The sequence below is a fragment of the Clostridium sp. 1001275B_160808_H3 genome (genome assembly GCF_015550425.1).
GTDB lineage: Bacteria > Bacillota > Clostridia > Clostridiales > Clostridiaceae > Clostridium.
In genome coordinates this window covers 154,716-178,006 of record NZ_JADNAT010000004.1, presented here as the reverse complement: position 1 = coordinate 178,006, position 23,291 = coordinate 154,716, and the positions used below count along the sequence as shown (strand labels likewise).

General features: G+C 29.3%; 22 protein-coding genes. 4 read left to right on the top strand and 18 right to left on the bottom strand.

Features of this window, described 5'->3' with window-relative positions:
• Window positions 1–124: 124 nt before the first annotated feature.
• A complete protein-coding gene (locus tag I2A75_RS04930; RefSeq protein ID WP_195263358.1) occupies window positions 125–619 on the bottom strand; it encodes a dCMP deaminase family protein in 495 nt (164 codons plus the stop codon).
• 377 nt (window positions 620–996) lie between these two features.
• Here I2A75_RS04930 and I2A75_RS04925 point away from each other — a divergent pair, with 377 nt between their 5' ends.
• The gene (locus I2A75_RS04925) at window positions 997–1,632 is read left to right on the top strand and encodes a lysozyme inhibitor LprI family protein (protein WP_195263357.1); all 636 of its coding nucleotides are present in this window, start codon (window positions 997–999) and stop codon (window positions 1,630–1,632) included.
• Window positions 1,633–1,845: 213 nt separating this feature from the next.
• Here the strand turns inward: I2A75_RS04925 and I2A75_RS04920 are convergent, their stop codons facing one another.
• The 11 genes from I2A75_RS04920 to I2A75_RS04870 are packed head-to-tail and all read right to left on the bottom strand — an operon-like array spanning window position 1,846 to window position 10,913.
• Window positions 1,846–2,640, bottom strand: a complete 795-nt coding sequence (locus I2A75_RS04920; protein WP_195263356.1) for an acetyl-CoA carboxylase carboxyltransferase subunit alpha — start codon at window positions 2,638–2,640, stop codon at window positions 1,846–1,848.
• Between the two features lie 2 nt (window positions 2,641–2,642).
• Window positions 2,643–3,503: an acetyl-CoA carboxylase, carboxyltransferase subunit beta gene (gene accD / locus I2A75_RS04915; RefSeq protein WP_195263355.1), complete on the bottom strand. Its 861-nt coding sequence runs from the start codon at window positions 3,501–3,503 to the stop codon at window positions 2,643–2,645.
• 12 nt (window positions 3,504–3,515) lie between these two features.
• A complete protein-coding gene (locus tag I2A75_RS04910) occupies window positions 3,516–4,859 on the bottom strand; it encodes an acetyl-CoA carboxylase biotin carboxylase subunit (RefSeq protein WP_195263354.1) in 1,344 nt (447 codons plus the stop codon).
• 15 nt (window positions 4,860–4,874) lie between these two features.
• Entirely contained in the window at window positions 4,875–5,291 is a 417-nt protein-coding gene (gene fabZ / locus I2A75_RS04905; RefSeq protein ID WP_195263353.1) for a 3-hydroxyacyl-ACP dehydratase FabZ, read from the bottom strand.
• 9 nt (window positions 5,292–5,300) lie between these two features.
• Window positions 5,301–5,786 (bottom strand): acetyl-CoA carboxylase biotin carboxyl carrier protein, encoded by a 486-nt coding sequence (gene accB, locus I2A75_RS04900; protein WP_195263388.1) that lies wholly within the window; start codon window positions 5,784–5,786, stop codon window positions 5,301–5,303.
• Between the two features lie 2 nt (window positions 5,787–5,788).
• Complete coding sequence (fabF, locus tag I2A75_RS04895; protein WP_195263352.1) at window positions 5,789–7,030, bottom strand: beta-ketoacyl-ACP synthase II; 1,242 nt, start codon at window positions 7,028–7,030, stop codon at window positions 5,789–5,791.
• Between the two features lie 14 nt (window positions 7,031–7,044).
• Window positions 7,045–7,788, bottom strand: coding sequence for a 3-oxoacyl-[acyl-carrier-protein] reductase (gene fabG, locus I2A75_RS04890; RefSeq protein ID WP_142691250.1), 744 nt, complete (start codon window positions 7,786–7,788; stop codon window positions 7,045–7,047).
• A complete protein-coding gene (gene fabD / locus I2A75_RS04885; protein WP_195263351.1) occupies window positions 7,781–8,734 on the bottom strand; it encodes an ACP S-malonyltransferase in 954 nt (317 codons plus the stop codon). Before fabD ends, fabG begins: the two co-directional genes overlap by 8 nt.
• A gap of 12 nt (window positions 8,735–8,746) precedes the next feature.
• Entirely contained in the window at window positions 8,747–9,673 is a 927-nt protein-coding gene (fabK, locus tag I2A75_RS04880; protein ID WP_195263350.1) for an enoyl-[acyl-carrier-protein] reductase FabK, read from the bottom strand.
• Window positions 9,674–9,695: 22 nt separating this feature from the next.
• Window positions 9,696–9,923 (bottom strand): acyl carrier protein, encoded by a 228-nt coding sequence (gene acpP / locus I2A75_RS04875; protein ID WP_195263349.1) that lies wholly within the window; start codon window positions 9,921–9,923, stop codon window positions 9,696–9,698.
• A 12-nt stretch (window positions 9,924–9,935) separates the two neighbouring features.
• A complete protein-coding gene (locus I2A75_RS04870; RefSeq protein ID WP_195263348.1) occupies window positions 9,936–10,913 on the bottom strand; it encodes a beta-ketoacyl-ACP synthase III in 978 nt (325 codons plus the stop codon).
• Between the two features lie 563 nt (window positions 10,914–11,476).
• On the opposite strand from I2A75_RS04870, the gene I2A75_RS04865 reads away from it, so the two are divergent.
• Both I2A75_RS04865 and I2A75_RS04860 read left to right on the top strand, forming a co-directional pair.
• A complete protein-coding gene (locus tag I2A75_RS04865; RefSeq protein WP_195263347.1) occupies window positions 11,477–12,535 on the top strand; it encodes a nitronate monooxygenase family protein in 1,059 nt (352 codons plus the stop codon).
• Window positions 12,536–12,904: 369 nt separating this feature from the next.
• Window positions 12,905–13,741 (top strand): VanW family protein, encoded by an 837-nt coding sequence (locus I2A75_RS04860; RefSeq protein WP_195263346.1) that lies wholly within the window; start codon window positions 12,905–12,907, stop codon window positions 13,739–13,741.
• Window positions 13,742–13,940: 199 nt separating this feature from the next.
• Here the strand turns inward: I2A75_RS04860 and I2A75_RS04855 are convergent, their stop codons facing one another.
• From I2A75_RS04855 to I2A75_RS04835, 5 genes are all read right to left on the bottom strand, one after another.
• Window positions 13,941–15,677 carry an oleate hydratase gene (locus tag I2A75_RS04855; RefSeq protein WP_195263345.1) on the bottom strand — a complete coding sequence of 579 codons (1,737 nt, stop codon included), beginning with the start codon at window positions 15,675–15,677 and terminating at the stop codon, window positions 13,941–13,943.
• A gap of 236 nt (window positions 15,678–15,913) precedes the next feature.
• The gene (locus I2A75_RS04850) at window positions 15,914–16,780 is read right to left on the bottom strand and encodes an NAD(P)/FAD-dependent oxidoreductase (protein WP_195263344.1); all 867 of its coding nucleotides are present in this window, start codon (window positions 16,778–16,780) and stop codon (window positions 15,914–15,916) included.
• A gap of 17 nt (window positions 16,781–16,797) precedes the next feature.
• Window positions 16,798–17,112 carry a thioredoxin gene (gene trxA / locus I2A75_RS04845; protein WP_195263343.1) on the bottom strand — a complete coding sequence of 105 codons (315 nt, stop codon included), beginning with the start codon at window positions 17,110–17,112 and terminating at the stop codon, window positions 16,798–16,800.
• Window positions 17,113–17,243: 131 nt separating this feature from the next.
• Complete coding sequence (locus I2A75_RS04840; protein WP_195263342.1) at window positions 17,244–18,956, bottom strand: ABC transporter ATP-binding protein; 1,713 nt, start codon at window positions 18,954–18,956, stop codon at window positions 17,244–17,246.
• Between the two features lie 162 nt (window positions 18,957–19,118).
• Window positions 19,119–19,541 (bottom strand): YaaR family protein, encoded by a 423-nt coding sequence (locus I2A75_RS04835; RefSeq protein WP_195263341.1) that lies wholly within the window; start codon window positions 19,539–19,541, stop codon window positions 19,119–19,121.
• A 246-nt stretch (window positions 19,542–19,787) separates the two neighbouring features.
• Here I2A75_RS04835 and I2A75_RS04830 point away from each other — a divergent pair, with 246 nt between their 5' ends.
• Window positions 19,788–22,412, top strand: a complete 2,625-nt coding sequence (locus tag I2A75_RS04830) for a calcium-translocating P-type ATPase, PMCA-type (RefSeq protein WP_195263340.1) — start codon at window positions 19,788–19,790, stop codon at window positions 22,410–22,412.
• Window positions 22,413–22,609: 197 nt separating this feature from the next.
• On the opposite strand, the gene I2A75_RS04825 is transcribed toward I2A75_RS04830, so the two are convergent.
• Complete coding sequence (locus tag I2A75_RS04825) at window positions 22,610–23,287, bottom strand: amino acid ABC transporter ATP-binding protein (RefSeq protein WP_195263339.1); 678 nt, start codon at window positions 23,285–23,287, stop codon at window positions 22,610–22,612.
• Window positions 23,288–23,291: the final 4 nt, after the last annotated feature.

Genomic DNA, 23,291 nt, shown 5'->3' with positions numbered 1-23,291 from the left:
TTTTATTTGATTACATTATATCACCACAATAATTTATTATCAATATCTTTTTTTAATTTTATTGTATAGTTATTTAATAAATGCCATATTACTCCAATCAATATGACATTTATTATTTTATAATTTATATATCACTTATATCTAATGATATATTTATATTTTTGTTTTTAGGCTCTAGTCTTCTCATCTTTACTCCAGCCGCATTTAATAATCTTTTAGATGCTTTAACATTATCAGAATCAGAATATTTATCTGAAAGATATACTACTTCTTTTATTCCAGCTTGTATTATTGCTTTTGCACATTCATTGCACGGAAATAAGGCAACATATATTTTAGAGCCATAAAGGTTAGTTCCTCTACTATTTAAGATAGCATTAAGTTCGGCATGTACTACATATGGATATTTTGTCTCAAGAACATCACCTTCTCTATTCCATGGGAACTCATCATCTGAACATCCTCTTGGTAATCCATTATACCCTTGACTTAAAATTTTATTATCATTATCAACTATACAAGCTCCAACTTGAGTGCTAGGATCCTTACTTCTCTTTCCAGCAAGAATTGCTACACCCATAAAATATTCATCCCAAGATATGTAATCATTTCTTTTCATTTAAATCCCCCCTACGATAGCTAAGAATTAAAGATAAAATTTATTATGTATAAATATATTAAACTTGGAATTTAGTTAATTAATTTTTATTATAAATTATACATTTTTATTACTTTTAAAATATATTTTTATTATAGCATTAATTTTAAAAGATTCTATATTATCCAACAAAAATAAATAATTTAGAACCTATAATAATACTGTTTTTGACATAATTATAAATATATGAATTAAATTAGAATTAGTGTTATAATTAAATCATTCTATTTATACCATAAATTATAAATAGAATAATTTTATCTATTTAAAAATAGTAAACTTTATTGTTATATATTATTAAAATATATATATGTATATAAATTAAAAGGAGAGTACCAATGAAAATTAAAAAAATCGCTTTTATTATGGTAATTTTATTATCAGCTGCTCCAATTACATCATGCTCAAAAAATAATAAAAATCCAATTGAAGAAAAGCAACAAATTGAAGAAAAGCAACAAATAAAAGATACTACTAATGAATTTGATAATGCTAATAACGCTGATTCATATTCTTCAACAAACAGCGGTTCTTCAACAAATAATGGACAAACAAATGAAAATACTCAAGAATCTAATTCACCAAGTCAAGTGACTAAACTAGAGGGACGAAGAAAAGAATTTATAGAAAAATTAGATAATATACAAAAAGAACTTGATTCCTTACCTGAAAAGAAAGATTCAGATGCTGGAGTAACAAATGCTATGAGAAGTTATTATGGAATATCCTATGATATGTATGATAAAGAATTAAACGAAATTTATGCTTTACTAAAAGATCAGTTATCACCAGAAACAATGCAAAACTTACAAAATGAACAAATAAAATGGATAGAAGACAAAGAAACTGTAGCAAATGAGGAAGCTGATAAATATAAAGGTGGAACATTTGAACTTGTTGCATATAATTTATCTTTATATGAATCAACAAAAAATAGATGTTATGAATTAGTTAATAGCTATATGACAGATTAAAGTTTATAAATAAAGGAGATATCTCAAAATTAAAAATGTAAAGTTTAGAATGAAAGTAAAACTACTGAAAGTAGTTTTTAATATAAATTTAAGCATTTCAGTATGAGATAGCACCTCAATTTTGCATTCTACATTTTACATTAAATAATTTTCTAAGACATCTCCTTATATATTAAATCTACATTATAGTCATTTTTATTAATATTAAATTACTTATTTAAACTTTCTAAATCTTAAATAACGTTCTTCTAAAAGTACCTCTTTAGATTTATTATTTAATATTTTAAATTCATTTATTAATTCTTCTTTTATAGAGCTTGCAACTAACTCTAGATTCTTATGAGCTCCTCCTCTAGGTTCCTTTATTATCTTTTCAATTATTCCTCTTTCTAAAAGCTCATATGAAGTTATTCCCATAATCTCCGAAACATCCTTTGATTTTGAAGGATCCTTTAAAAGTATTGATGCAAAGCCTTCTGGAGAAAGTATAGAATAAACAGAGTTTTCAAGCATCCAAACTCTATCTCCGCAAGCTAAAGCTAAAGCTCCACCGCTTCCACCTTCCCCTATTATTACGGAAATTATAGGCACTTTAATTTGTGCTATTTCTATTAAATTTCTTGCTATTGCTTCCCCTTGACCTCTTTCTTCTGCCCCAACACCACAGTATGCACCAGATGTATTTATAAAACAAACTATAGGTCTATTAAATTTCTCGGCTTGCTTCATCAACCTTAGAGCTTTTCTATATCCTTCTGGATGCGGAGATCCAAAATTTCTTTCCATATTTTCTTTTAAATCTTTTCCTTTTTGAATTCCTATTATAGTAATTGGATTTCCATTTAAAAGCCCAATTCCTCCTACTATAGATTTATCATCTTTATAACATCTATCTCCATGTAATTCAAAAAAGTTAGTAAATATTTTATCTATATAATCAAGTGTAGTTGGTCTTTCTACCATTCTTGCTATTAATAATCTATCATAAGCCTTGATTTTTTTATTCACAACTACACCTCCTTATTCCTATGAAATTTCAAAAGAGTTGAAAGAGCCTTTTTTAAATCTTCTCTTTTTATAATATTATCTATAAATCCATTTTCTAATAAAAATTCTGCACTTTGGAAATCTTCAGGCAATTTCTCTTTTATAGTTCCTTCTATTACTCTTCTTCCTGCAAAACCTATTAATGCATTAGGCTCTGCTAGTATAATATCTCCAAGCATAGCAAAACTTGCTGTAACTCCACCTGTTGTTGGATCAGTTAAAACAGTTATATAAAGAAGTCCTTCTTCACTATGTTTTGCAAGTGCACTACTTATTTTAGCCATTTGCATCAAAGAAAATATTCCTTCTTGCATTCTGGCTCCTCCAGAAGCTGTGAAGATTATAATAGGTAATTTTCTTTTAGTAGCTTCCTCTATTGCTAATGTTAATTTTTCTCCTACTACAGTTCCCATACTTCCCATTAGAAAGTTTGAATCCATAACTGCAATAATTGTTTTATTTCCACCAATTTGACATTCTCCTGTTACTACTGCTTCAGAATGACCACTCTTTTCTTCGTTAGCCTTTAATTTTTCTTCGTAATTTGGAAAATCCATTGGATTTTTAGACTTCATATATTTATTAAACTCTTTAAAAGTATCTTTATCACAAATATATGATAATCTTTCATAACTACCTAACCTAAAATAATGATTACAATTTGAACATATATTAAGATTTTCTTCTAAAGACTTTTTATATAAAATTTTGCCACATTTATTACATTTTACCCAAGTTCCATCTGGAACTATAGGTATATCTTTTTCATCTTCTTGTGGAGTTATGTTAATAACTCCGTATTGTCTCTTTTTAAAAATCCCCATAATTTTCACCAACTATAAATTATATTCTTTGCTTATAAAACTAGTATCAAAGTCCCCTAAGCGAAATTTCTCATTATTTAAAATATCCATTTGAAAATCTATATTATTATCAATACCTTCTATAACAAACTCATCTAGTGCTCTAAGCATTTTATTAATTGCTTCTTCTCTATTCTTTCCATAAGCTATAAGCTTAGCTATCATTGAGTCATAAGTTGGAGGAATAGTATATCCTGAATAAACTGCTGTATCTACTCTTATTCCATTACCTCCAGGTAAATTTAAAAATTCAATTTTTCCTGGTGAAGGTATAAATCCTTTTCTAGGATTTTCTGCATTTATTCTACACTCAATAGCATGCCCCTTTATCTCAACTTCACCTTGAGAAAAACTCAATCTTTCTCCATTAGCAATCTTTATTTGCTCCTTTACAATATCAGTTGATGTTATCATTTCTGTTATTGGATGCTCTACTTGAATTCTTGTATTCATCTCCATAAAATAAAAATTACTGTATTTATCTACTAAAAATTCTATTGTTCCTGCATTAAAATAATTTACTGCTTTAGCTGCATTAATTGCTGCCCTTCCCATCTCTTCTCTTAAATCATCACTTAAAATTGATGATGGTGCTTCTTCTAACACCTTTTGATTTCTTCTTTGTATAGTACAATCTCTTTCCCCTAGGTGAATAATATTTCCATATTCATCACCTAAGATTTGAAATTCTATATGTCTAGGATTTTCTATAAACTTTTCAATATATATTGTATCATCGCCAAAATTCACTTTAGCTTCTGATTTAGCTGTAAAGTATGCATTTTCAAGTTCATCTTCTTTATGAACTATTCTAATTCCTTTACCGCCACCCCCTAAAGCTGCTTTTATCATTACTGGATATCCTATTTCTTTAGCCTCTATATATGCTTCGTCGATACTTTTAACTATTCCATTGCTTCCAGGTATTACTGGAACATCTGCATTTTTCATAATTTCTCTGGCTCTAGCTTTATCTCCCATAATGCTTATAGTCTTGCTACTTGGTCCTATAAACTTTATATTACACTCTTCACAAATAGATGCAAATTCAGCATTTTCTGATAAGAATCCAAAGCCTGGATGAATTGCATTGCACTTAGTTATAACTGCTGCACTAACAATGTTGCTTTCATTTAAATATGAGTCCTTTGATTTAGGTTTTCCAACACAAATAGCTTCATCTGCAAGCTGAGTATGCATAGCATCTTTATCAGCTTCTGAGTAAATAGCTACTGTTTGTATTCCAAGCTCCTTGCAAGCTCTAATTATTCTTACTGCTATTTCTCCTCTGTTAGCTATTAATACCTTTCTAATCATAAAAACACCTCTTTACTATCCTACCATAAAGGTTAATTCTGCTTCGCAAACCTTTTTATCATTTACATATGCAATTCCTTTTCCTATCCCTGCTGATCCTCTTATTTTAGTAAGCTCTACTTCTAACCTTAATGTATCTCCAGGAACAACCTTTTTTCTAAACTTTGCGTTATTTATCCCCCCGAAGTATGCTATTTTCCCTTTAAATTCATCTCTTTTTAAAAGTGCAACTGCTCCAGCTTGTGCAAGTGCTTCAACTATTAACACTCCTGGCATAACTGGCTCTACTGGAAAATGTCCTTGAAAAAAATACTCATTCATTGTTACATTTTTTATTGCAACTATTTTATTATCCTCTAAACTTTCAACTCTATCTAATAATAAAAATGGGTATCTATGAGGGATTATCTCCATAATTTCTTTTATATCCAAATATTTCACCTACTTTATCTTAAATAATTCCATTCCAAACTCTACAATATCTTCATCAGTTCTTAAAACTTCTACTATTTCGCAATCCTCTTCTGCTGTTATTTCATTCATTATTTTCATTGCTTCAACAATACAAAGAACTTCACCTTTTTTTACCTTAGAGCCTACTTCTACATATGGTTTTCCTCCAGGTGTTCCAGAAGAATAAAATGTTCCAACTAAAGGTGACTTAATTGCCTTAAACTCATCTTTATTTAAATCGTCTCTCTCAATAGATTCTTCTTTTATTTCTGCTTTATTATTTATAACTATTGCATTATTTTCAGCTGAACTTATTGCCACACCATTTCTATTACCATCTTTTGATACTTCTTTAAAACTTTCTTCATTTTTACTAAGCTTTAATTTAATACCTTCACTTTCTAATTCAAATACTCTAAGAGAAGATGAATCTATTGACTTTATTAATTCTTTTATTTGTTCATAAGTTAACACTTCTATCTTCCCCTCCATTTTTTGAATATAACTGTTCCATTATGTCCGCCAAATCCTAATGAATTAGATAATGCATAATCTATTTCTTTATTTTTTCCAACATTAGCAACTAAATTTAAATCACATTCTTCATCTGAATTTAAGTAATTAATATTGGCAGGTATAAACCCATCCTCTAAAGCCTTTATAGATATTATTGCTTCAGCAGCTCCAGCAGCTCCAAGTAAATGTCCTGTCATAGATTTAGTTGAACTTACACAAACATCTTTTACTGAATCTTTAAAAGCCTTTTTTATTGCTAAAGTTTCTACTTTATCATTTATTTCAGTAGATGTACCATGAGCATTTATATATCCAATTTCATTTGGCATTACACCTGCATCATTCATAGCATCTCTCATTGCTCTATAAGCTCCATCTCCATCAAGTGTTGGTGAAGTTATGTGATAAGCATCACAAGTTGTTCCATATCCAACAACTTCTCCATAAATCTTTGCTCCTCTTTGAATTGCACTTTCTAATTCTTCTAGAATTAATGCTCCTGCTCCTTCTCCCATGACAAATCCATTTCTATCTTTATCAAATGGTATAGATGCCCTGTTTGGATCCTCACTTTTACTAAGTGCTGTTAAAGCTTGAAATCCTGCAATACCAAACTCATTAATTGATGCTTCTGCACCACCAACTATTGCTCTATCTAAATATCCATCTTTTATACTTCTATAAGCTTCACCAATACAATGAGTTGAAGTTGCACATGCTGTAGTAACACTTAAACATGATCCTAAAAGTCCAAACTCTATTGCTATACTTCCAGCTGCAATATTAGATATTGATGTTGGAATAGTTAATGGTGAAACTCTATTTGGCCCCTTTTCTACTAAAGTTCTTATTTGATTTTCTATAGTGATAAGTCCACCAATTCCTGAACCAAATATTACACCAAATCTTTCTCTATCTACATTATCTAAATCTATGTTACTATCTTTCATACACTCTTTTGCCGCAACTAACGCTAATTGTGTATATCTATCTAATCTTTTAGCATCTTTCTTTCCTAAATAGTCCTCTGCCTTAAAGTCCTTTACTTCTGCTGCTACCTTAACTTTAAAATCTGTTGTATCAAAGAATGTTATTTTATCTATACCATTTTTTCCTTCTTTAACAGCATTCCAAAAACTATCTATTGAATTTCCAATTGGTGTTATAGCTCCTAATCCTGTAACTACTACTCTTCTCTTCATAAACTACTCTCCTTTTAAAGCATAACCATTCCACCATCTACATTTATTACTTGACCAGTAATATAATCTGATGAATTAGATGATAAGAATAAAACTAAATTAGCTATTTCCTTAGGCTCTCCTATTTTTCTCATAGGAATTGTCTTTATTACTTCTTCTTTTACTCTATCTGGTAAAACACTTGTCATATCTGTATTTATATATCCAGGAGCAATAACATTAACATTTATATTTCTAGCTGCAAGCTCTCTTGCTACTGATTTTGAAAATCCTATTACACCAGCTTTAGATGCAGCATAATTGCATTGACCTGCATTCCCAGCTACTCCAACAACAGAAGATATATTTATTATCTTTCCGTATCTTTGCTTAACCATAATAGATGAAACTGCTTTAGTTGTATTGAAAGTCCCTTTCAAATTTACATCTATAACATCATCAAAATCTTTTTCACTCATTCTTATAATTAATCCATCTTTAGTTATTCCTGCGTTGTTAACTAAGATATCTATACTTTCAAATTTATCTTTTACTTCCTTTATAAAGTTAATCACTTCTTCTTCATTACTTACATCACATTTGCATGCTACTACTTTAACGCCAAAGCTCTTTAATTCTTCTATTAAACTTTCTACTTCTTCATTATATTTTCTATAATTTATAGCAATATTAGCTCCATTTTGCGCTAATGTCCTTGCTATTTCTCTACCTATACCTCTAGTTCCACCTGTAACTATTGCATTTTTATCCTTAACCATTTAAAATTCCTATCCCTTCTAATGTTTTATTTAAAGATTTCATATCTTCAACATTATAAATATTTACTTTTAAGCCTTTTTCTCTACTTATTTCCTTGATAAAGCTACTTAATACTCTGCCAGGTCCAAATTCAATAAATGTATCAACACCCATATTAAGCATTTTTTCTATGCTTTCACTCCATTTAACAGATGATTTTATTTGACTACAAAGTAATTCTTCTATATCTGCTTTATTATCTATAAATTCAGCCGTAACATTAGATATAATTTTTGTGCTAGGATCATTAAATTCTATATTTTTAAGTTCTTCTTTAAGTTTTACTGATGCTTCTTCTAGTAAGGATGTATGAAAAGGTCCAGATACTTTTAATTCAATAGCTCTTTTTGCTCCAGCTTCTAAACATAATTCTTTAGCTTTTTCTACTGCCTCTTTTTCTCCACCAATTACAATTTGATTATTGGTATTATAATTAGCAATTTCTACTATGCCTTTATCTTTTGAATTTTCTATCGCTAACTTTATCTTCTCTAAAGGTAATCCAATTATAGCAGCCATAGATCCAATTCCAATAGGAACTGCTTCTTGCATATATCTTCCTCTCTTTTTCACTAAAACAACTGCTTCTTCAAAGCTTAAAGCATTTGCACATACTAAAGCTGAATATTCGCCAAGACTTAGTCCTGCAACAACATCTGCTTTAATTCCACTTTCTTCAAATGCTTTTTTTGCTGCAATTGAGGTTATCAAAATAGCTGGTTGCGTATTTTCTGTAATATCTAAATCTTCTTTATTCCCATTAAATATTAGTTCTTTTATATCAAAACTTAATATATCATTTGCTTTATCAAAAATCTCTTTACATCTTGGAACATTTTCATATAAATCTTTTCCCATTCCTATATATTGAGATCCCTGACCTGCAAAAACAAAAGCTGTTTTCATACTACCTCCTCTTTAAAGGCTCTTTCTTATATTTTCATATTCATTAAACATTTCTTCTATAATTTCCTTAGCACTTTGCTTTTTTGTAATCATCCCTGAAATTTGACCTGCCATAAGAGATCCATTTTCTATATCTCCATCTTTTACAGCTTTTCTCAGTGCCCCTCTGCCTAATTCCTCTAACTCTTCTATTGAAGTATTTTTACCTTCAAGATTTAAATACTCTCTTGCAAGTTTATTCTTTATAACTTGAACTGGATGGCCTGTAACTCTACCAGTTACAACAGTATCTATATCTTTTGCTTTTACTACAGCATCCTTATAGTTTTCATGAATACTACATTCATTGGCAACTAGAAACCTCGTTCCAACTTGAACTCCACTTGCACCTAATATGAAAGCTGCACCTACACCTCTTCCATCACCTATTCCACCTGCTGCTATGACTGGAATATTTACTGCATCTACAACTTGAGGAAGCAAAACCATAGTAGTTAATTTACCAATATGTCCCCCAGCTTCACATCCTTCTGCTATAACAGCATCTGCTCCAGCTCTTTCCATTCTTTTTGCTAATGCAACTGATGCAACCACCGGAATAACCTTTACTCCAGCTTCCTTCCATTTTGCAATGTACTTTCCTGGATTTCCAGCTCCAGTTGTAACAACTTTTACCCCTTCTTCAATTACAATTTGTGCTATCTCATCTGCATTTTCAGAAAGTAACATTATATTAATACCAAAAGGTTTATCAGTTAGTTCTTTTGTCTTTCTAATTTCTTCCCTTATAAAACTTGCAGGAGCATTTGCTCCTGCTATTATTCCAAGTCCACCTGCATTAGAAACTGCAGCTGCTAAAGAACTATCTGAAACCCATGCCATCCCCCCTTGAAAAATAGGGTATTTAATATTTAACAATTTGCAAATATTATTGTTCATGAGATTTCCTCCACTCTCTACTCTATTTTTCTATAACACTTTCTATATACTTCACTGCATCTCCTACAGTCTTAATACTTTCAACGTTATCAACCTTTACGTTAAATGCATCTTCAAGGTCCATTACAACTTGGAATAAATCAAGTGAATCTGCACCTAAATCTTCTATAAAATTAGTTTCTAATTTTACTTCATCTCCATTAACACCTAATTGTTCTACTACTATGTCCTTAATCTTTTCAAATACCATTTTAAAATCCTCCTAAAATTTAATTAATGCTCCTGCCCAGGTTAATCCTCCACCAAAGGCAGCTAAAATTATTTTATCTCCTCTTTTTATAAGGCCTTTTTCAAACATTTCACTTAAAGCTACTGGTACACTTGCTGATGAAGTGTTTCCATACTTATCTAAATTAGTATAAAATTTATCTTTATCTACTTTTAATCTTCTAGCAGCATCATCTATTATTCTTGAATTAGCTTGATGAGGAACTATATATTTTATGTTTTCTAAATCCTCATTTGCTTTTTCTAACAATTCATTAACTATTTGAGGTACTATTGATACTGCAAATTTATAAACTTCTGCACCTTTCATTTCTATATATCTTTTTTCTAATTTTTTTTCTTTTGCAAAAGGTGTATTTAACTCTAATTCACCAGCAACTAAGCTTTTTTCTCCACGATTTCCATCAGATGAAAAACAAGTACTTATAATTCCTTCTTCATCATTTGATATCTCAATTACTGCAGCTCCAGCTCCATCTCCAAATAATACACAAGTACTTCTATCACTCCAGTCTATTATTCTAGATAAGACTTCTGATCCAATTACTAATGCTCTTTTTTTATCAGTTCCTCTAATTAAACTAGATGCTACTATCAAAGAATAAACAAAACCAGAGCATGCTGCTGATATATCAAATGCAGCTGCATTATTACATCCTAAAAGTCCTTGAACACTGCAAGCTGTAGATGGCATAATTTTATCTGGTGAAGTGGTAGCTACAACAATTAAATCTATATCATCCTTATCACAATTACTATTTTTCAAAGCAGACAATGCTGCTTTATATGCTAGTTCAACTGTGCCTTCTCCACTAGATATTCTTCTTTCTTTTATTCCGGTTCTTTTTACTATCCATTCGTCTGTAGTCTCAACTATATTTTCTAAATCCTTATTGCTTACTATATTATCTGGACAGTAATGACCAAATCCAACTACCTTTACTCCTTTCATTTAACGCCTCTTTCTAAAAATTCAACTTTTAAGTTACATTTAACTCAAATATCAAATATTTTTATTATCAAAATATTATTTTATATTAAGTTGTTATTTTGAATTTTTTAGTAGATGTACCTTTGACTTCTACATACTCAATCAATTACTTCGATGTCATACTATTTTATCAATAGATACTATTAAATAAATAAAAATACAGAAATATTAATTAAATTCCTCTTTTCAAATATTTTGACTATCAAAGCAATGTCATTATGATAATACCATTTTTTTAATTTGTCAACATTCGTAATATTTTTTTAATTATAAATTCAATCTATAATGTTCTTTTCATATATTTAATTTTATATTTTCCTTATGTACTACATAGCAAAACATCCTCAATTCATTTATTTTACAGCTTTCCCGTTCTCTTATTTTATTTTCCACAGCACAATTAATATCTATTAATATAAATTATTAATTAAACTATCTATTGTTTTTTTCAAAATTCTGAACTATACTATTAATAATATTTTGATTATCAAAGTATTATTCTTAAAATTTAAAGGAGTAAAATTATGAATATTAAACCATTAAAAATTGGTGATATAATAGCTAAAGTCCCTATAATTCAAGGGGGAATGGGTGTTGGAGTATCTCTATCAAATCTTGCAGGTAATGTTGCAAAGAATGGTGCTATTGGTGTTATTTCTGCTGCTCATGCAGGTTATATGGAGGAAGATTTTGAAAGTAATACATTAAAAGCTAATCTAAGAGGATTAGCTAATCATATAAAGAAAGCTAAGGAAATAAGTTCAAATGGAATAATAGGTGTTAACGTGATGGTTGCAATGAACAATTATGTTGAGCATGTAAAAGCAGCCATTGAAGCTGGAGCTGATTTAATTATATCTGGCGCTGGACTTCCATTAAACTTACCTGAAATTGTAAAGGAAAGTTCAATAAAGATAGCTCCTATAGTATCATCTTCAAAAGCTGTAAAAGTGATTCTAGGCTATTGGAAAAAACATTTTAATAGAACTGCTGATGCCATAATTGTTGAAGGTCCAATGGCTGGTGGACATCTTGGATTTAAAGCTAATAACCTAACTGATGAAATTAAGAATTTCGATAATAATGTTATAAACATAATTAAAGAAGTTAAAAACTTTGAAAATGAATTCAATACCGAAATCCCTGTTGTCGTTGCTGGTGGTGTATTTACTCATGATGATATGATTAAATACCTAAATCTTGGAGCTAATGGCGTACAAGTTGCAACAAGATTTGTAGCAACTCATGAATGTGATGCACATATTAATTTTAAAAATGCTTATGTTAATTGCAAAAAAGAAGATATTGAATTAACTATAAGCCCAGTAGGAATGCCAGGTAGAGCTATAAAAAATAAATTAACAGAAACATTAAAAAATCAAAAAGTAAAAATAACTAAATGTTATAATTGCTTGATTCCTTGTACCCCAGCAACAACACCATATTGTATAAGCTCAGCTTTAATCAACGCTGTAAAAGGCGATGTTGAAAATGGATTGGTTTTCTGTGGTGCAAATGCTCATCGAATAAATAAGATAATTTCCGTAAAGGAACTTATAGATGAATTAATAGGAAAGCTTTAATTTAAAATTTATAATTTATAATTTATAATTAATGCAAAAACTCAGATAGTTTTATATTTAATTAAATAGTAAAAAAATTAAAAAGTGAAAGAATTATGGAATTAGGCTCCTTAGGAGTTTAGATAAATTGTTTTTTAATTTAGCTATGCTAAATTACTTCCTTAATTCTTTCATTTTACATTTAATGCTTTAGTATTGAATTAAATTTTAACTCTTTAATTTTTTCATTTCATAACCTTCATTTCTTTATTCTTCACTAAATATTACCTTAACCCCCAAAATAAAAATAAATTTAAATAATCTACCTACTTGTATATACTTCACTAATATTTTACAATTAAACCATATAATTTTTTAGGAGCTGAATTTATGCCTTATATTGAAAAAAAGCCTATTAAGCGCAGTCAATTAAGATTATTTTTAGGACAAACCTACTATAAGATGAGAAAATATTTTTACTGGTGGTTTTCTAAAAATATATATAGTAAAAATATTCTTAAAGAAGATTTAGAGCATGTAATTTTTACTCACAGTACACCTCTTTATAGAAAGTTAAAAGATGTTGATATGTATTTGCAACGTAATAAAGTTGATAATTTAAGGTTAGCAATAAAAAAGCTAGATGGTGTTACTATTATGCCTGGTGAATACTTTTCTTATTGGAAACTAATTGGTAAACCTACCTATAGAAAAGGTTATAAAGATGGGTTGGTTCTTTGCCCTAATGGTGATTTTAAACCTGGAGTTGGTGGGGGCTTATGCCAATTATCTAATTTAATTTATTGGATTACTTTACATACTCCTCTAATTGTTACTGAACGATATAGACATAGTCATGATGTTTTTCCTGATGTAAATAGGACTCAACCTTTCGGTTCTGGTGCTACATGTTTTTTTAACTATTTAGATTTAGAAATTAAAAATACTACAAATAAACCTTATCAACTTAAATTGTATCTTACAAATGAAAACCTTGTAGGTGAATGGCGTTCAATAGAACCATGTAATTATAGATATGAAGTTTATGAAAAAGAACACTCAATGACTCCTGGATTTTATGGTCATTATATTAGAAATAATATTATACATAGAAAGGTTTTTAATCTTGTTGGTGATAAAATTAATGATGAATATGTCGCTGAAAATCATGCATTTATGATGTATCAACCATACTTAGACAATGGAAAAGTGACAATTGATAATTGATAATTGATAATTGATGGTAATTGATAATTATCAATTGAAAAACATTAAAGAGTTAAAGAATGAAATAGTGAAAGAGTTAAGGAAAAAATCCTTAAAAGATTTTTTAATGATTCCTGCTTTACAAAAATCTAATATAAGTTTTGCAAAGCAAAACAGCCTTAACTCTTTCAGCATTAACTATTCACTTTTCATTTTCAATTTAGCTATATGATTTTTTTAATGCTTTTAATAATACTTTTGGATCTTTCTTATAAGGTGTTACTGGTATTATCTTTTTATTTTTTACATTTAATAATGTGTAAACTGCTATTCTTGCTGCACGTACTGAGTATTCTTCTGTAAATACCATGTCTTCTGGAATTTCAACAAATTGACTTATCATTGCAAAGTTAGTTGAACCTTCTGGTACTACATTAGGTCTATCACTCATTTTACGTGGTTGGAATTGTGCATCAATGTATGGCATCATACATGGAATTACATTTACTACAGTTTCCATAATTTCATCTATTTTATCTTCAAAATGTAAGTGATGTAAAAGTTCAATTAATAACTCTTCACCAGTACATTCTCTCATAGGTTTCTTCACATAGTCTCCAATTTTATCTGTGTAAAGTCCATATCCCCAGAATATTGTCGTATCCATTGGTTGATTCTTAAAATGTGGTTGAGCTGCAACAACTATGCTCATTAACCAATTAGAGTCTTTAAATGTCATTAATGCTCCACTACCAGCTACATTACCTGAGAACTGTTCAATCAATTTTAATAATTTATTCCCTTTACATGTTACTGTAAAGCTTTCCCAGTTAGTTTCATCTGGATGGTTAAAAAATGGTTCTGGATTTCCAAGCCCAAATTTCTTTTTAGCAATCTTTGCCCAAAGTTCTCCTGAAATTGGTTTATTAGGATTATACTCAGGAGCTGTTTTAAAATCTCCTAATGTTGCACTATCAGTCATGCAAGCATTAGTAATTATACAAATATCTCCATCATTTAATTCTATTATTTTTTCACCCTCTTCATCTTCTATGTGCATTGCTGTTACTGTTATACCTTCACCTGGTTTAAAATCTAAATCTGTAACTGTTGCATTTATGCTAAAATCAACACCAAAACCATCTAAATAAGATTTTAATGGAAGTATAACTGATTCATATTGATTATATGGGGTACGTGTTACACCTTCTAATGTTTCAATACGTGAAAATTCAAATATCATACGTTCCATATAACGCTTAAATTCAAATAAACTTGACCATTTTTGGAATGCAAAAGTTGTTTGCCACATGTACCAGAAGTTTGTTGTAAAGAAGTGTGGAGTATCTTTAAACCAATCTTCAATTGTTAAATCATCAAGCTTTTCTTCTGGAGTAATCATTAATTTTCCAAGAGCTGTACGGTCAGCATTATTAAATCCCATACTCTCTACATCTTGTATCACACCATATTTATCTACCAAACGTGCTTGTGCATGTGTTGGATGTAAGTGGTCAAAATTCAATATTTCTTCTGTAACACTCATACCTGGCATTTCTAATGATGGTACACTCCTTAAAAGCTCCCAAAAGTTTTCATATGTTTCTTCATTCAACATTCTTCCACCACGGCATACAAATCCATTTATAGCATCTCCAGCTCCATCATTACTTCCACCTAATATATGCATTCCTTCTATAATATGAATATTTTCACCTTTAAAATTACAATCCCTTACTAGGTATGCAGCGCCCGCTAAAGATGCTAAACCACCACCAACAAAATATACTTGTCGTTCATTATTTTCATTAAAATTTTGAGTGAATGTTTCGAATGATGATTCTTTTTCTTCATTCTTCTTCATCTTCTTCGCTGCCAAAGCAGCAACTGCTGCTGCTCCCGCAATTGCACCAACTGCTAATAATGGATTTATATTACTTTTTGATTTCTTACCCATAAATATCCCTCAACTTTCCTTATATTTGATTCATCTATATACTTAATATTATAGTTTACCCAAATAATAAAGTATTTAGACAATATTTAGTATGTGTCTAATTTTATTCAATCTTTATAATTTATACATCTTTCCTTAACATTTTGTTCATATTTTCAAATAATATTAGCCTTTTTCTTAAGATATTTTTACAAAAAAATATACAGTACTTAAAACTAAGTACTGTATACTTTAATTTATTTTTTTGAAATTGTATCTAAATATTGAACTGCGCTAAGGGCAGCTACATTACCTTCGCCTGCAGATTTTATATATTGATATGGCTTACCTACACAATCACCAGCTGCAAAACATCCTGGTATATTAGTTTTCATAAGTCTATCAACAAAGATATGATTTTCTTCTATTTTTAAACCTGGAACTAGTTGACCTGGTGAAATTGAATCTTTTAATATAAAGACAGCATCAGTTGATATTTCTGTATTCTTTAAAATTAATTTATTTACCTTTAATTCACCAACTATCTCCTGTGGTTTATCTTCAACTACTTTTATATTATCTCTTAAATTATATTTATCTTTATACATAGGAACATAATATACTTCTCCAGCTAGTTCTGAAACATAATTTGTTTCTTCCTCAGCTTCCTTATTATGACCTATTATAGTTACTACTTTGCCTTTATATAAAGGTGCATCACATGTTGCACAGTATCCTACACCCTTACCTAGGTACTCTTCTTCACCTTTTATAGGTCTTGTATATTCTATACCTGTTGCTAAAATAACAGATTTTGCTTCAAAGGTTTTATCATTTGCCATTAAAGCAAAGTACTCACCCATTGCATAAATACTATTAATTCTTTCCTCTGTTATTTCTATATCCATAGCCTGTAGATGTTCTTGAAATCTTTCCTTAACGCCTTCTCCCGTTATTCCATAAAAGCCTAAATAGTTATTGATCTTCGGCGCTTTAACAAGCTTATTAGTTAAGTTCTTATTTCCAAAGATAATAAATTTCTTATTTCTTATCTTTGCATTTAGAGCTGCTGATAAACCAGCTGGACCACTACCTACTATTGCAATATCATATCTTTCGCTCACTTTTCTACCTCTTTATTTTATAGATGCTTAACTACAGCTTCTTTTAAAGAATCTTTAGGCATAAAACCAACTAAAGTTTCTACTGGAGCACCATTCTTAAATATCATTAAAGTTGGAATACTTGCTATTTGATATTTATTAGCTAAATTTGGATTTGCATCTACATCAATTTTTACAAATCTTGCATTATTTATTTCATTAGATACTTCCTCTAATACAGGCGCTATCATTTTACAAGGACCACACCAAGTTGCCCAAAAGTCTACTAATACAACTCCTTCATGTTTTAGTACTACTTCATTAAAATCTGTTTCTGATACATGCTGAACCATATAAATTTACCTCCTAATATACCCCTAAGGGGTATCCTTTGTATTTATTTTACACAATTATTTGTTTATAGTCAATAGATTATAGGGTTATTTTCCCTATTTATTCTCCCCAATAAAAACTATTTTATTTGCTATTTTTTTAAATGTAAAAACTGAGATTCATATAATTCTTTATATAATCCCTCTTCTTTTAGTAAGACTTCATGACTTCCTTTTTCTTCAATTCCCTTATCTGTTAATACTATGATTTCATCTGCATTTTTTATTGTTGATAATCTATGTGCTACAACTATTGTAGTTCTTCCTGCACATAATTCTTCTAAAGACTTCTGTATCATGTATTCTGTTGTATTATCTAATGCTGATGTTGCTTCATCTAAAATTAATATAGGTGGATTTTTCAAGAAGACTCTTGCAATTGAAATTCTTTGCTTTTGTCCACCAGAAAGTTTAACGCCTCTTTCTCCTACATAAGTATCATAACCCTCTGGTAATGACATAATAAATTGATGTATATTAGCTCTTTTAGCTGCTATTACTACTTCTTCATCAGTAGCATCATGCCTTCCATATAATATATTATCTTTTATTGTTCCAGTGAATAGGAAGACATCTTGTTGAACTATTCCTATATTTCTTCTTAAAGATTCTAATTTAGCATCATATATACTTATATTATCAATAGTTATATTCCCTTCAGTTACATCGTAAAATCTAGGAATCAAATTACAGAAAGTTGTTTTACCACCACCTGATGGTCCTACTAATGCAAGCATTTTTCCTTGTTCTATATCTAAATCTATTCCCTCTAAAATGCTTTTTTCATCATAGCTGAAGTGAACATTTTCAAATTTAATATGACCCTCAACATTCTTTAGTTCTATACTTCCATCTTTCTCAATCTTTTCGTCTACTATAGATATAAATCTCTTAAATCCAGTCATTCCATTTTGATATTGTTCCATAAAGTTAACTAACTTTTTAATTGGTTGCGTAAATAGTTTTATATATAAAAGATATGCAAAGAAATCTCCTATATTTATTATATCAAAATATGTGAATATTCCACCTGCTATTAGTACAACATAATCTAAAATATCTATTCCAAAGCCAACACCTGCAAAATATTCTGCCATTACCTTATATGCTCTTGATCTAGCATTCTTAAATTTATTATTTCCATTTTCAAATTTATCTATTTCATGATCATGTGATACAAAGGCCTTTGTTATTCTTATGCCAGAAAGCGAGTTTTCCAAATTTGAATTTACAGCTGATGTTTCTACTCTAGTTTCCATAAAAGCATTCATCATTTTATTTTTTTGTTTCCAAGTAAATAACACAATGAAAGGTATAAATGCAAATATAATAAGAGTTAATGGTATATTAATTGTACATAATACAGTAAATGAACCAATTAACATAACAAGAGAAATAAATAAATCTTCCGGACCATGGTGAGCAAGCTCTGATACTTCCATAAGGTCATTTATCATTCTACTCATTAAATCACCAGTTTTATTATTATCAAAATATGAATTCGGTAGTTTTTGTAGATGTAAAAACATGTCCTTTCTCATATCTCCTTGCATATGTACACCCATAACATGTCCATAATATTGCATGAAATAGCCACAAGCTGCTTTTATTAAATATATAATTAATAAAGTAACTCCAAATACTACTAGCATTCTTAGATTTTTATTTGGAATGCTGTCATTTACTAATGTTCTTGTCATCATAGGATATACAAGATCACATGCTGCTGCTATAAATGCCGCAAACATATCTAAGAAAAATAATTTTTTGTATGGTTTATAGTAACTAATAAATCTTTTTACCATAACTAACCTCCTTTTATTAGTACATTTTATTTTGTTATTATTTAATAATAGACTTATTGATAATAATTTTCAAGGAATCTTTATTATTTCGAGATAATTTATCTATTTATTAAACAAATTAAATGCATATTAATTTATAAGTATAGTTATTTTTAATTATTTCTATCTATATATATCAACTATTAATCCTTGAATTTCATCAATTGAAGCAGCTATATTTAAATTATCTTCTTCCCCCACTAAAAGTGATTTAGTAAGCTCTTCAAGCTTTTGATCTATGGTATCTACTGTTATAAAATATTGTGTTTGCCAAAAGCTTATATCCTTTTTGGTATCATACATAAACTTTAAAATAGACTCTAAATATTCTTTTATTATTTTCTTATAAGCTATAACATCACCATATGTTTTAGTAATTACTAATCTATTACCTTTTTTATGTATTTCTTCAATCATTTGATTCAATTGCTCTTCAGACTTTCTTTCTCTAGCCTGATTAAAACTTTGTGAAAAATCTTTTTTTTCAGAGACAACTCTCTTATCTTGCTTAATTGGACTCTTCCTATTTATTCTACTAATTTCCATAATACCCACCTTTTTTTTATAATATATAGTTTAAGTTTTCTATTTAGATTAAATATATATATATTAGCCCTTTACTTCAAATTTAATATAATTACATAAATTATTAATTAAAACATATATATTATATCATTAAAAAATATCTTTTCTCACTTTTTTTTCCATGTATTAATATTAATAAAAGTAAATATGCTATACTTATATAAAAAGTTTAATTTTACAAATATTAGAAAGTTTGGAGGTATTTTAATGTGGTTTAATAAAAGTCCTGAGGAAATAGTTAAAGAGTTATCATCAAATGTAATTAATGGACTTTCCTCAAGTGAAGCAAAAGCAAGGTTAGAAAAAAATGGTCTAAATAAACTTCAAGGGAAAAAGAAAAAATCAACTTTTCAGCTTTTTTTATCTCAAATTAATGATGCTATGATTTATATTTTAATAGTTGCGGCAATAATATCAGCAATTGTAGGTGAAGTAAGCGATGCAATCATTATTTTAATAGTAATATTTGTTAATGCAATCATTGGAGTCATCCAAGAGTCTAAAGCTGAAAAAGCTCTAGAAGCACTGAAAAATATGTCAACTCCCAAAGCTCTTGTTAAAAGGGATGGATCAATTATTGAAATTCCATCCGAAGAAGTCGTTGTTGGTGATATAGTAATAATAGATGCAGGAAGATATATTCCAGCTGATTTAAGACTAATTGAATCTGCTAACTTAAAAATTGAAGAATCTGCTTTTACAGGTGAATCTGTTCCTGCTGAAAAAAACTCAAATATCATAGAAGAAGAAAAAGATGTTCCTATTGGAGATCAGCATAACATGGCATTCATGTCTACCCTAGCAACCTATGGTAGAGGAACAGGTATAGTAATAGCTACAGCAATGGATACTCAAATAGGTAAGATTGCTAAAATGCTAGATGAAGAAGACGAAAACACTACCCCTCTTCAAAAGAAATTAGCTCAATTAGGTAAGATTCTTGGATTTGCTGCTGTTGGAATTTCCATAATTATGTTTATAGTCTCCATGTTCCAAGGAAGAGATTTTTTAGAAATGTTTATGACTTCTATTAGTTTAGCTGTTGCAGCTATTCCTGAAGGCTTACCAGCTATAGTAGCAATAGTTCTAGCTCTTGGAGTTCAAAGAATGATAAAGGAAAATGCTATTATTAGAAAGCTTCCTTCAGTAGAAACCTTAGGCTCTGTTAATATAATTTGTTCAGATAAAACTGGTACTTTAACTATTAATAGAATGACAGTAAAAAAGTTCTATGTTAATGGAAATACTAAACCACTTGAAGAAATAGATATAAAAAATAATGAAAGTAAATTACTAATTGATGGTATGATTTTATGTAATGATGCCACCTCAAAAGATGGAGTTCAAACTGGTGATCCTACAGAAGTTGCATTAATTGATGTAGGTAATAAGATTAACATATTTAAGGAAGAACTTAATAATATCCATAGAAGAGTAAATGAAATTCCATTTGATTCTGACAGAAAACTTATGACCACTGTAAATGCTTATGATAAAAAATTTAATGTTTTTACTAAAGGTGCTATAGATAGTATTTTAAAAATATCAAATAAAATATTAATCAATGGAGAAATTAAAGAGTTTACCAAAGAAGAAAAGGAAAAAGTTCTAGATGCTTCAAATTTAATGTCTGATGATGCATTGAGAGTTTTAGCATTAGGATATAAAGTTATAGATAATGAACATGTTTCTATCGATGAACTTGAACAAGACTTAATTTTTGTTGGCCTTATGGGCATGATAGACCCTCCAAGAGAAGAAGTCAAAGGTTCAATTCAAAAGAGTAAAAATGCAGGAATTAGAACGATAATGATAACTGGTGACCATAAAAATACTGCTGTAGCTATTGCTAAAGAGCTTGGAATTGCAAGCGATATTTCAGAAGCTATGTCTGGTAGTGAAATAGATACTTATTCAGATGAAGAGTTTACTAAAATAGTTAATAATTATAGAGTTTTTGCCCGTGTATCACCTGAGCATAAAGTTAAAATTGTTAAAGCCTTTAAAGCTCATGGTAACATTGTGTCTATGACTGGTGATGGCGTTAATGATGCCCCATCATTAAAAGCAGCTGATATAGGAGTTGCTATGGGTATTACAGGAACAGATGTAGCAAAAGGAGCTGCAGATATGGTATTAACTGATGATAATTTTACAACTATAGTTAGTGCTGTAGAAGAAGGTAGGAATATCTTTAATAATATAAAGAAATCCATCTTATTCTTATTAAGTTGTAACTTAGGTGAAATTGTTGCCTTATTTGTAGCTATATTATTAAATTGGGCTGCACCACTACTACCAATACACATTCTTTGGGTGAATTTAATTACTGATAGCTTTCCTGCTCTTTCTCTTGGTGTTGATCCTGGAGATAAGGGAGTTATGGATCTTCCACCAAGAAATCCAAAAGAAAGCTTATTTGCAGGAAAAATGGGTAAATTATTAATATTAAATGGTATTTTAATAGGTGCAACTACACTATTTGCCTTTGTACTTGGAGAATATTTATATCCAGATTCACTAAGACATGCTCAAACTATGGCATTTGTTGTACTTAGTGTTTCACAATTATTCTATTCCTTAGCAATGAGAAATGAAACCAAATCCCTATTCCAAGTTGGAGTGTTTAAAAACAAATGGTTAATTGGATCAATAGTATTTGGTATCTTATTACAATTTGCTATAATAACTATACCATTTACTGCATCAGTCTTTAAGGTTTATAGATTAGCCTTTAAGGATTGGGGAATAGTAATATTAATATCTTTAATTCCATTTGTTATAAATGAAATAATAAAAATATTCTTTAGAATGAATGAAAGAAAAAAATAATTTAGAATTAAAAACTTAATATTTAATTTGATACTTTAGTATTAAATATAAAATGAAAGAATTAAGGAAATAATTTAGCATGCTAAATTAAGAAAATAAATTTTTCTAAACTTCTGAGAAGTTTATTCCACAATTCTTTCATTTTTTAATTCTTTCATTCTTTCATTAATTATCAATTATCCCTTGTCCATTATCCATTAAAATATGTTTCCTTCTTTAAGCTTTCCATTATCCATTGAATAAATTTTATCTGCTACTTTTTCTGCAAAAGCCATGTCATGTGTTATTATAAGCATACTCATCCCTTCTTTTGCAAGGCTTCTTATTAAGCTTGCTACTTCAACAGTTAGCCCTGGATCTAATGCAGAAGTAGGTTCATCAAAACACATTAACTTTGGATTGAGTGCCAATGCTCTTCCTATTGCAACTCTTTGCTTTTGTCCGCCTGATAATTCATATGGATAGCTGTCTAATTTGTCTTTTAGTCCTAAAAACCCTAAAACTTCTGCTGCATTTTTCCTTGCTAATTCATCTGATTCTCCTAAAACTCTTTTTGGTGCTTCAATTAAATTTTCTAATACACTCATATGTGGAAATAGATTAAAGTTTTGAAATACTAAACCAATTTCTCTTCGTGCTTCATTAAATTCTTGCTTTTCTTTATAGTCCCCTTCTTTACATAAAAATTTATTATCTATTTCTATAGTCCCTTCATCACAAAACTCTAATCCATTTACACACCTTAACAAAGTTGTTTTACCACCACCTGAAGGTCCAACTATAACTGCTATTTCTCCATTTTTTACTTCTAAATCTATTCCTTTTAAAACTTCTGATTTACCAAAGTTCTTCCTTAATCCTTGAATTTTTAGCATTAGC

Coding starts and splice junctions, on each gene's coding strand:
- I2A75_RS04910 (WP_195263354.1), bottom strand. CDS start 4,859: ATGATTAGAAAGGTATTAATAGCTAACAGAGGAGAAATAGCAGTAAGA.
- I2A75_RS04865 (WP_195263347.1), top strand. CDS start 11,477: ATGAATATTAAACCATTAAAAATTGGTGATATAATAGCTAAAGTCCCT.
- I2A75_RS04925 (WP_195263357.1), top strand. CDS start 997: ATGAAAATTAAAAAAATCGCTTTTATTATGGTAATTTTATTATCAGCT.
- fabG (WP_142691250.1), bottom strand. CDS start 7,788: ATGGTTAAGGATAAAAATGCAATAGTTACAGGTGGAACTAGAGGTATA.
- I2A75_RS04835 (WP_195263341.1), bottom strand. CDS start 19,541: ATGGAAATTAGTAGAATAAATAGGAAGAGTCCAATTAAGCAAGATAAG.
- I2A75_RS04870 (WP_195263348.1), bottom strand. CDS start 10,913: ATGAAAGGAGTAAAGGTAGTTGGATTTGGTCATTACTGTCCAGATAAT.
- I2A75_RS04855 (WP_195263345.1), bottom strand. CDS start 15,677: ATGGGTAAGAAATCAAAAAGTAATATAAATCCATTATTAGCAGTTGGT.
- fabD (WP_195263351.1), bottom strand. CDS start 8,734: ATGAAAACAGCTTTTGTTTTTGCAGGTCAGGGATCTCAATATATAGGA.
- I2A75_RS04825 (WP_195263339.1), bottom strand. CDS start 23,287: ATGCTAAAAATTCAAGGATTAAGGAAGAACTTTGGTAAATCAGAAGTT.
- fabK (WP_195263350.1), bottom strand. CDS start 9,673: ATGAACAATAATATTTGCAAATTGTTAAATATTAAATACCCTATTTTT.
- accD (WP_195263355.1), bottom strand. CDS start 3,503: ATGGGGATTTTTAAAAAGAGACAATACGGAGTTATTAACATAACTCCA.
- I2A75_RS04860 (WP_195263346.1), top strand. CDS start 12,905: ATGCCTTATATTGAAAAAAAGCCTATTAAGCGCAGTCAATTAAGATTA.
- fabF (WP_195263352.1), bottom strand. CDS start 7,030: ATGAAGAGAAGAGTAGTAGTTACAGGATTAGGAGCTATAACACCAATT.
- I2A75_RS04840 (WP_195263342.1), bottom strand. CDS start 18,956: ATGGTAAAAAGATTTATTAGTTACTATAAACCATACAAAAAATTATTT.
- I2A75_RS04830 (WP_195263340.1), top strand. CDS start 19,788: ATGTGGTTTAATAAAAGTCCTGAGGAAATAGTTAAAGAGTTATCATCA.
- acpP (WP_195263349.1), bottom strand. CDS start 9,923: ATGGTATTTGAAAAGATTAAGGACATAGTAGTAGAACAATTAGGTGTT.
- trxA (WP_195263343.1), bottom strand. CDS start 17,112: ATGGTTCAGCATGTATCAGAAACAGATTTTAATGAAGTAGTACTAAAA.
- I2A75_RS04930 (WP_195263358.1), bottom strand. CDS start 619: ATGAAAAGAAATGATTACATATCTTGGGATGAATATTTTATGGGTGTA.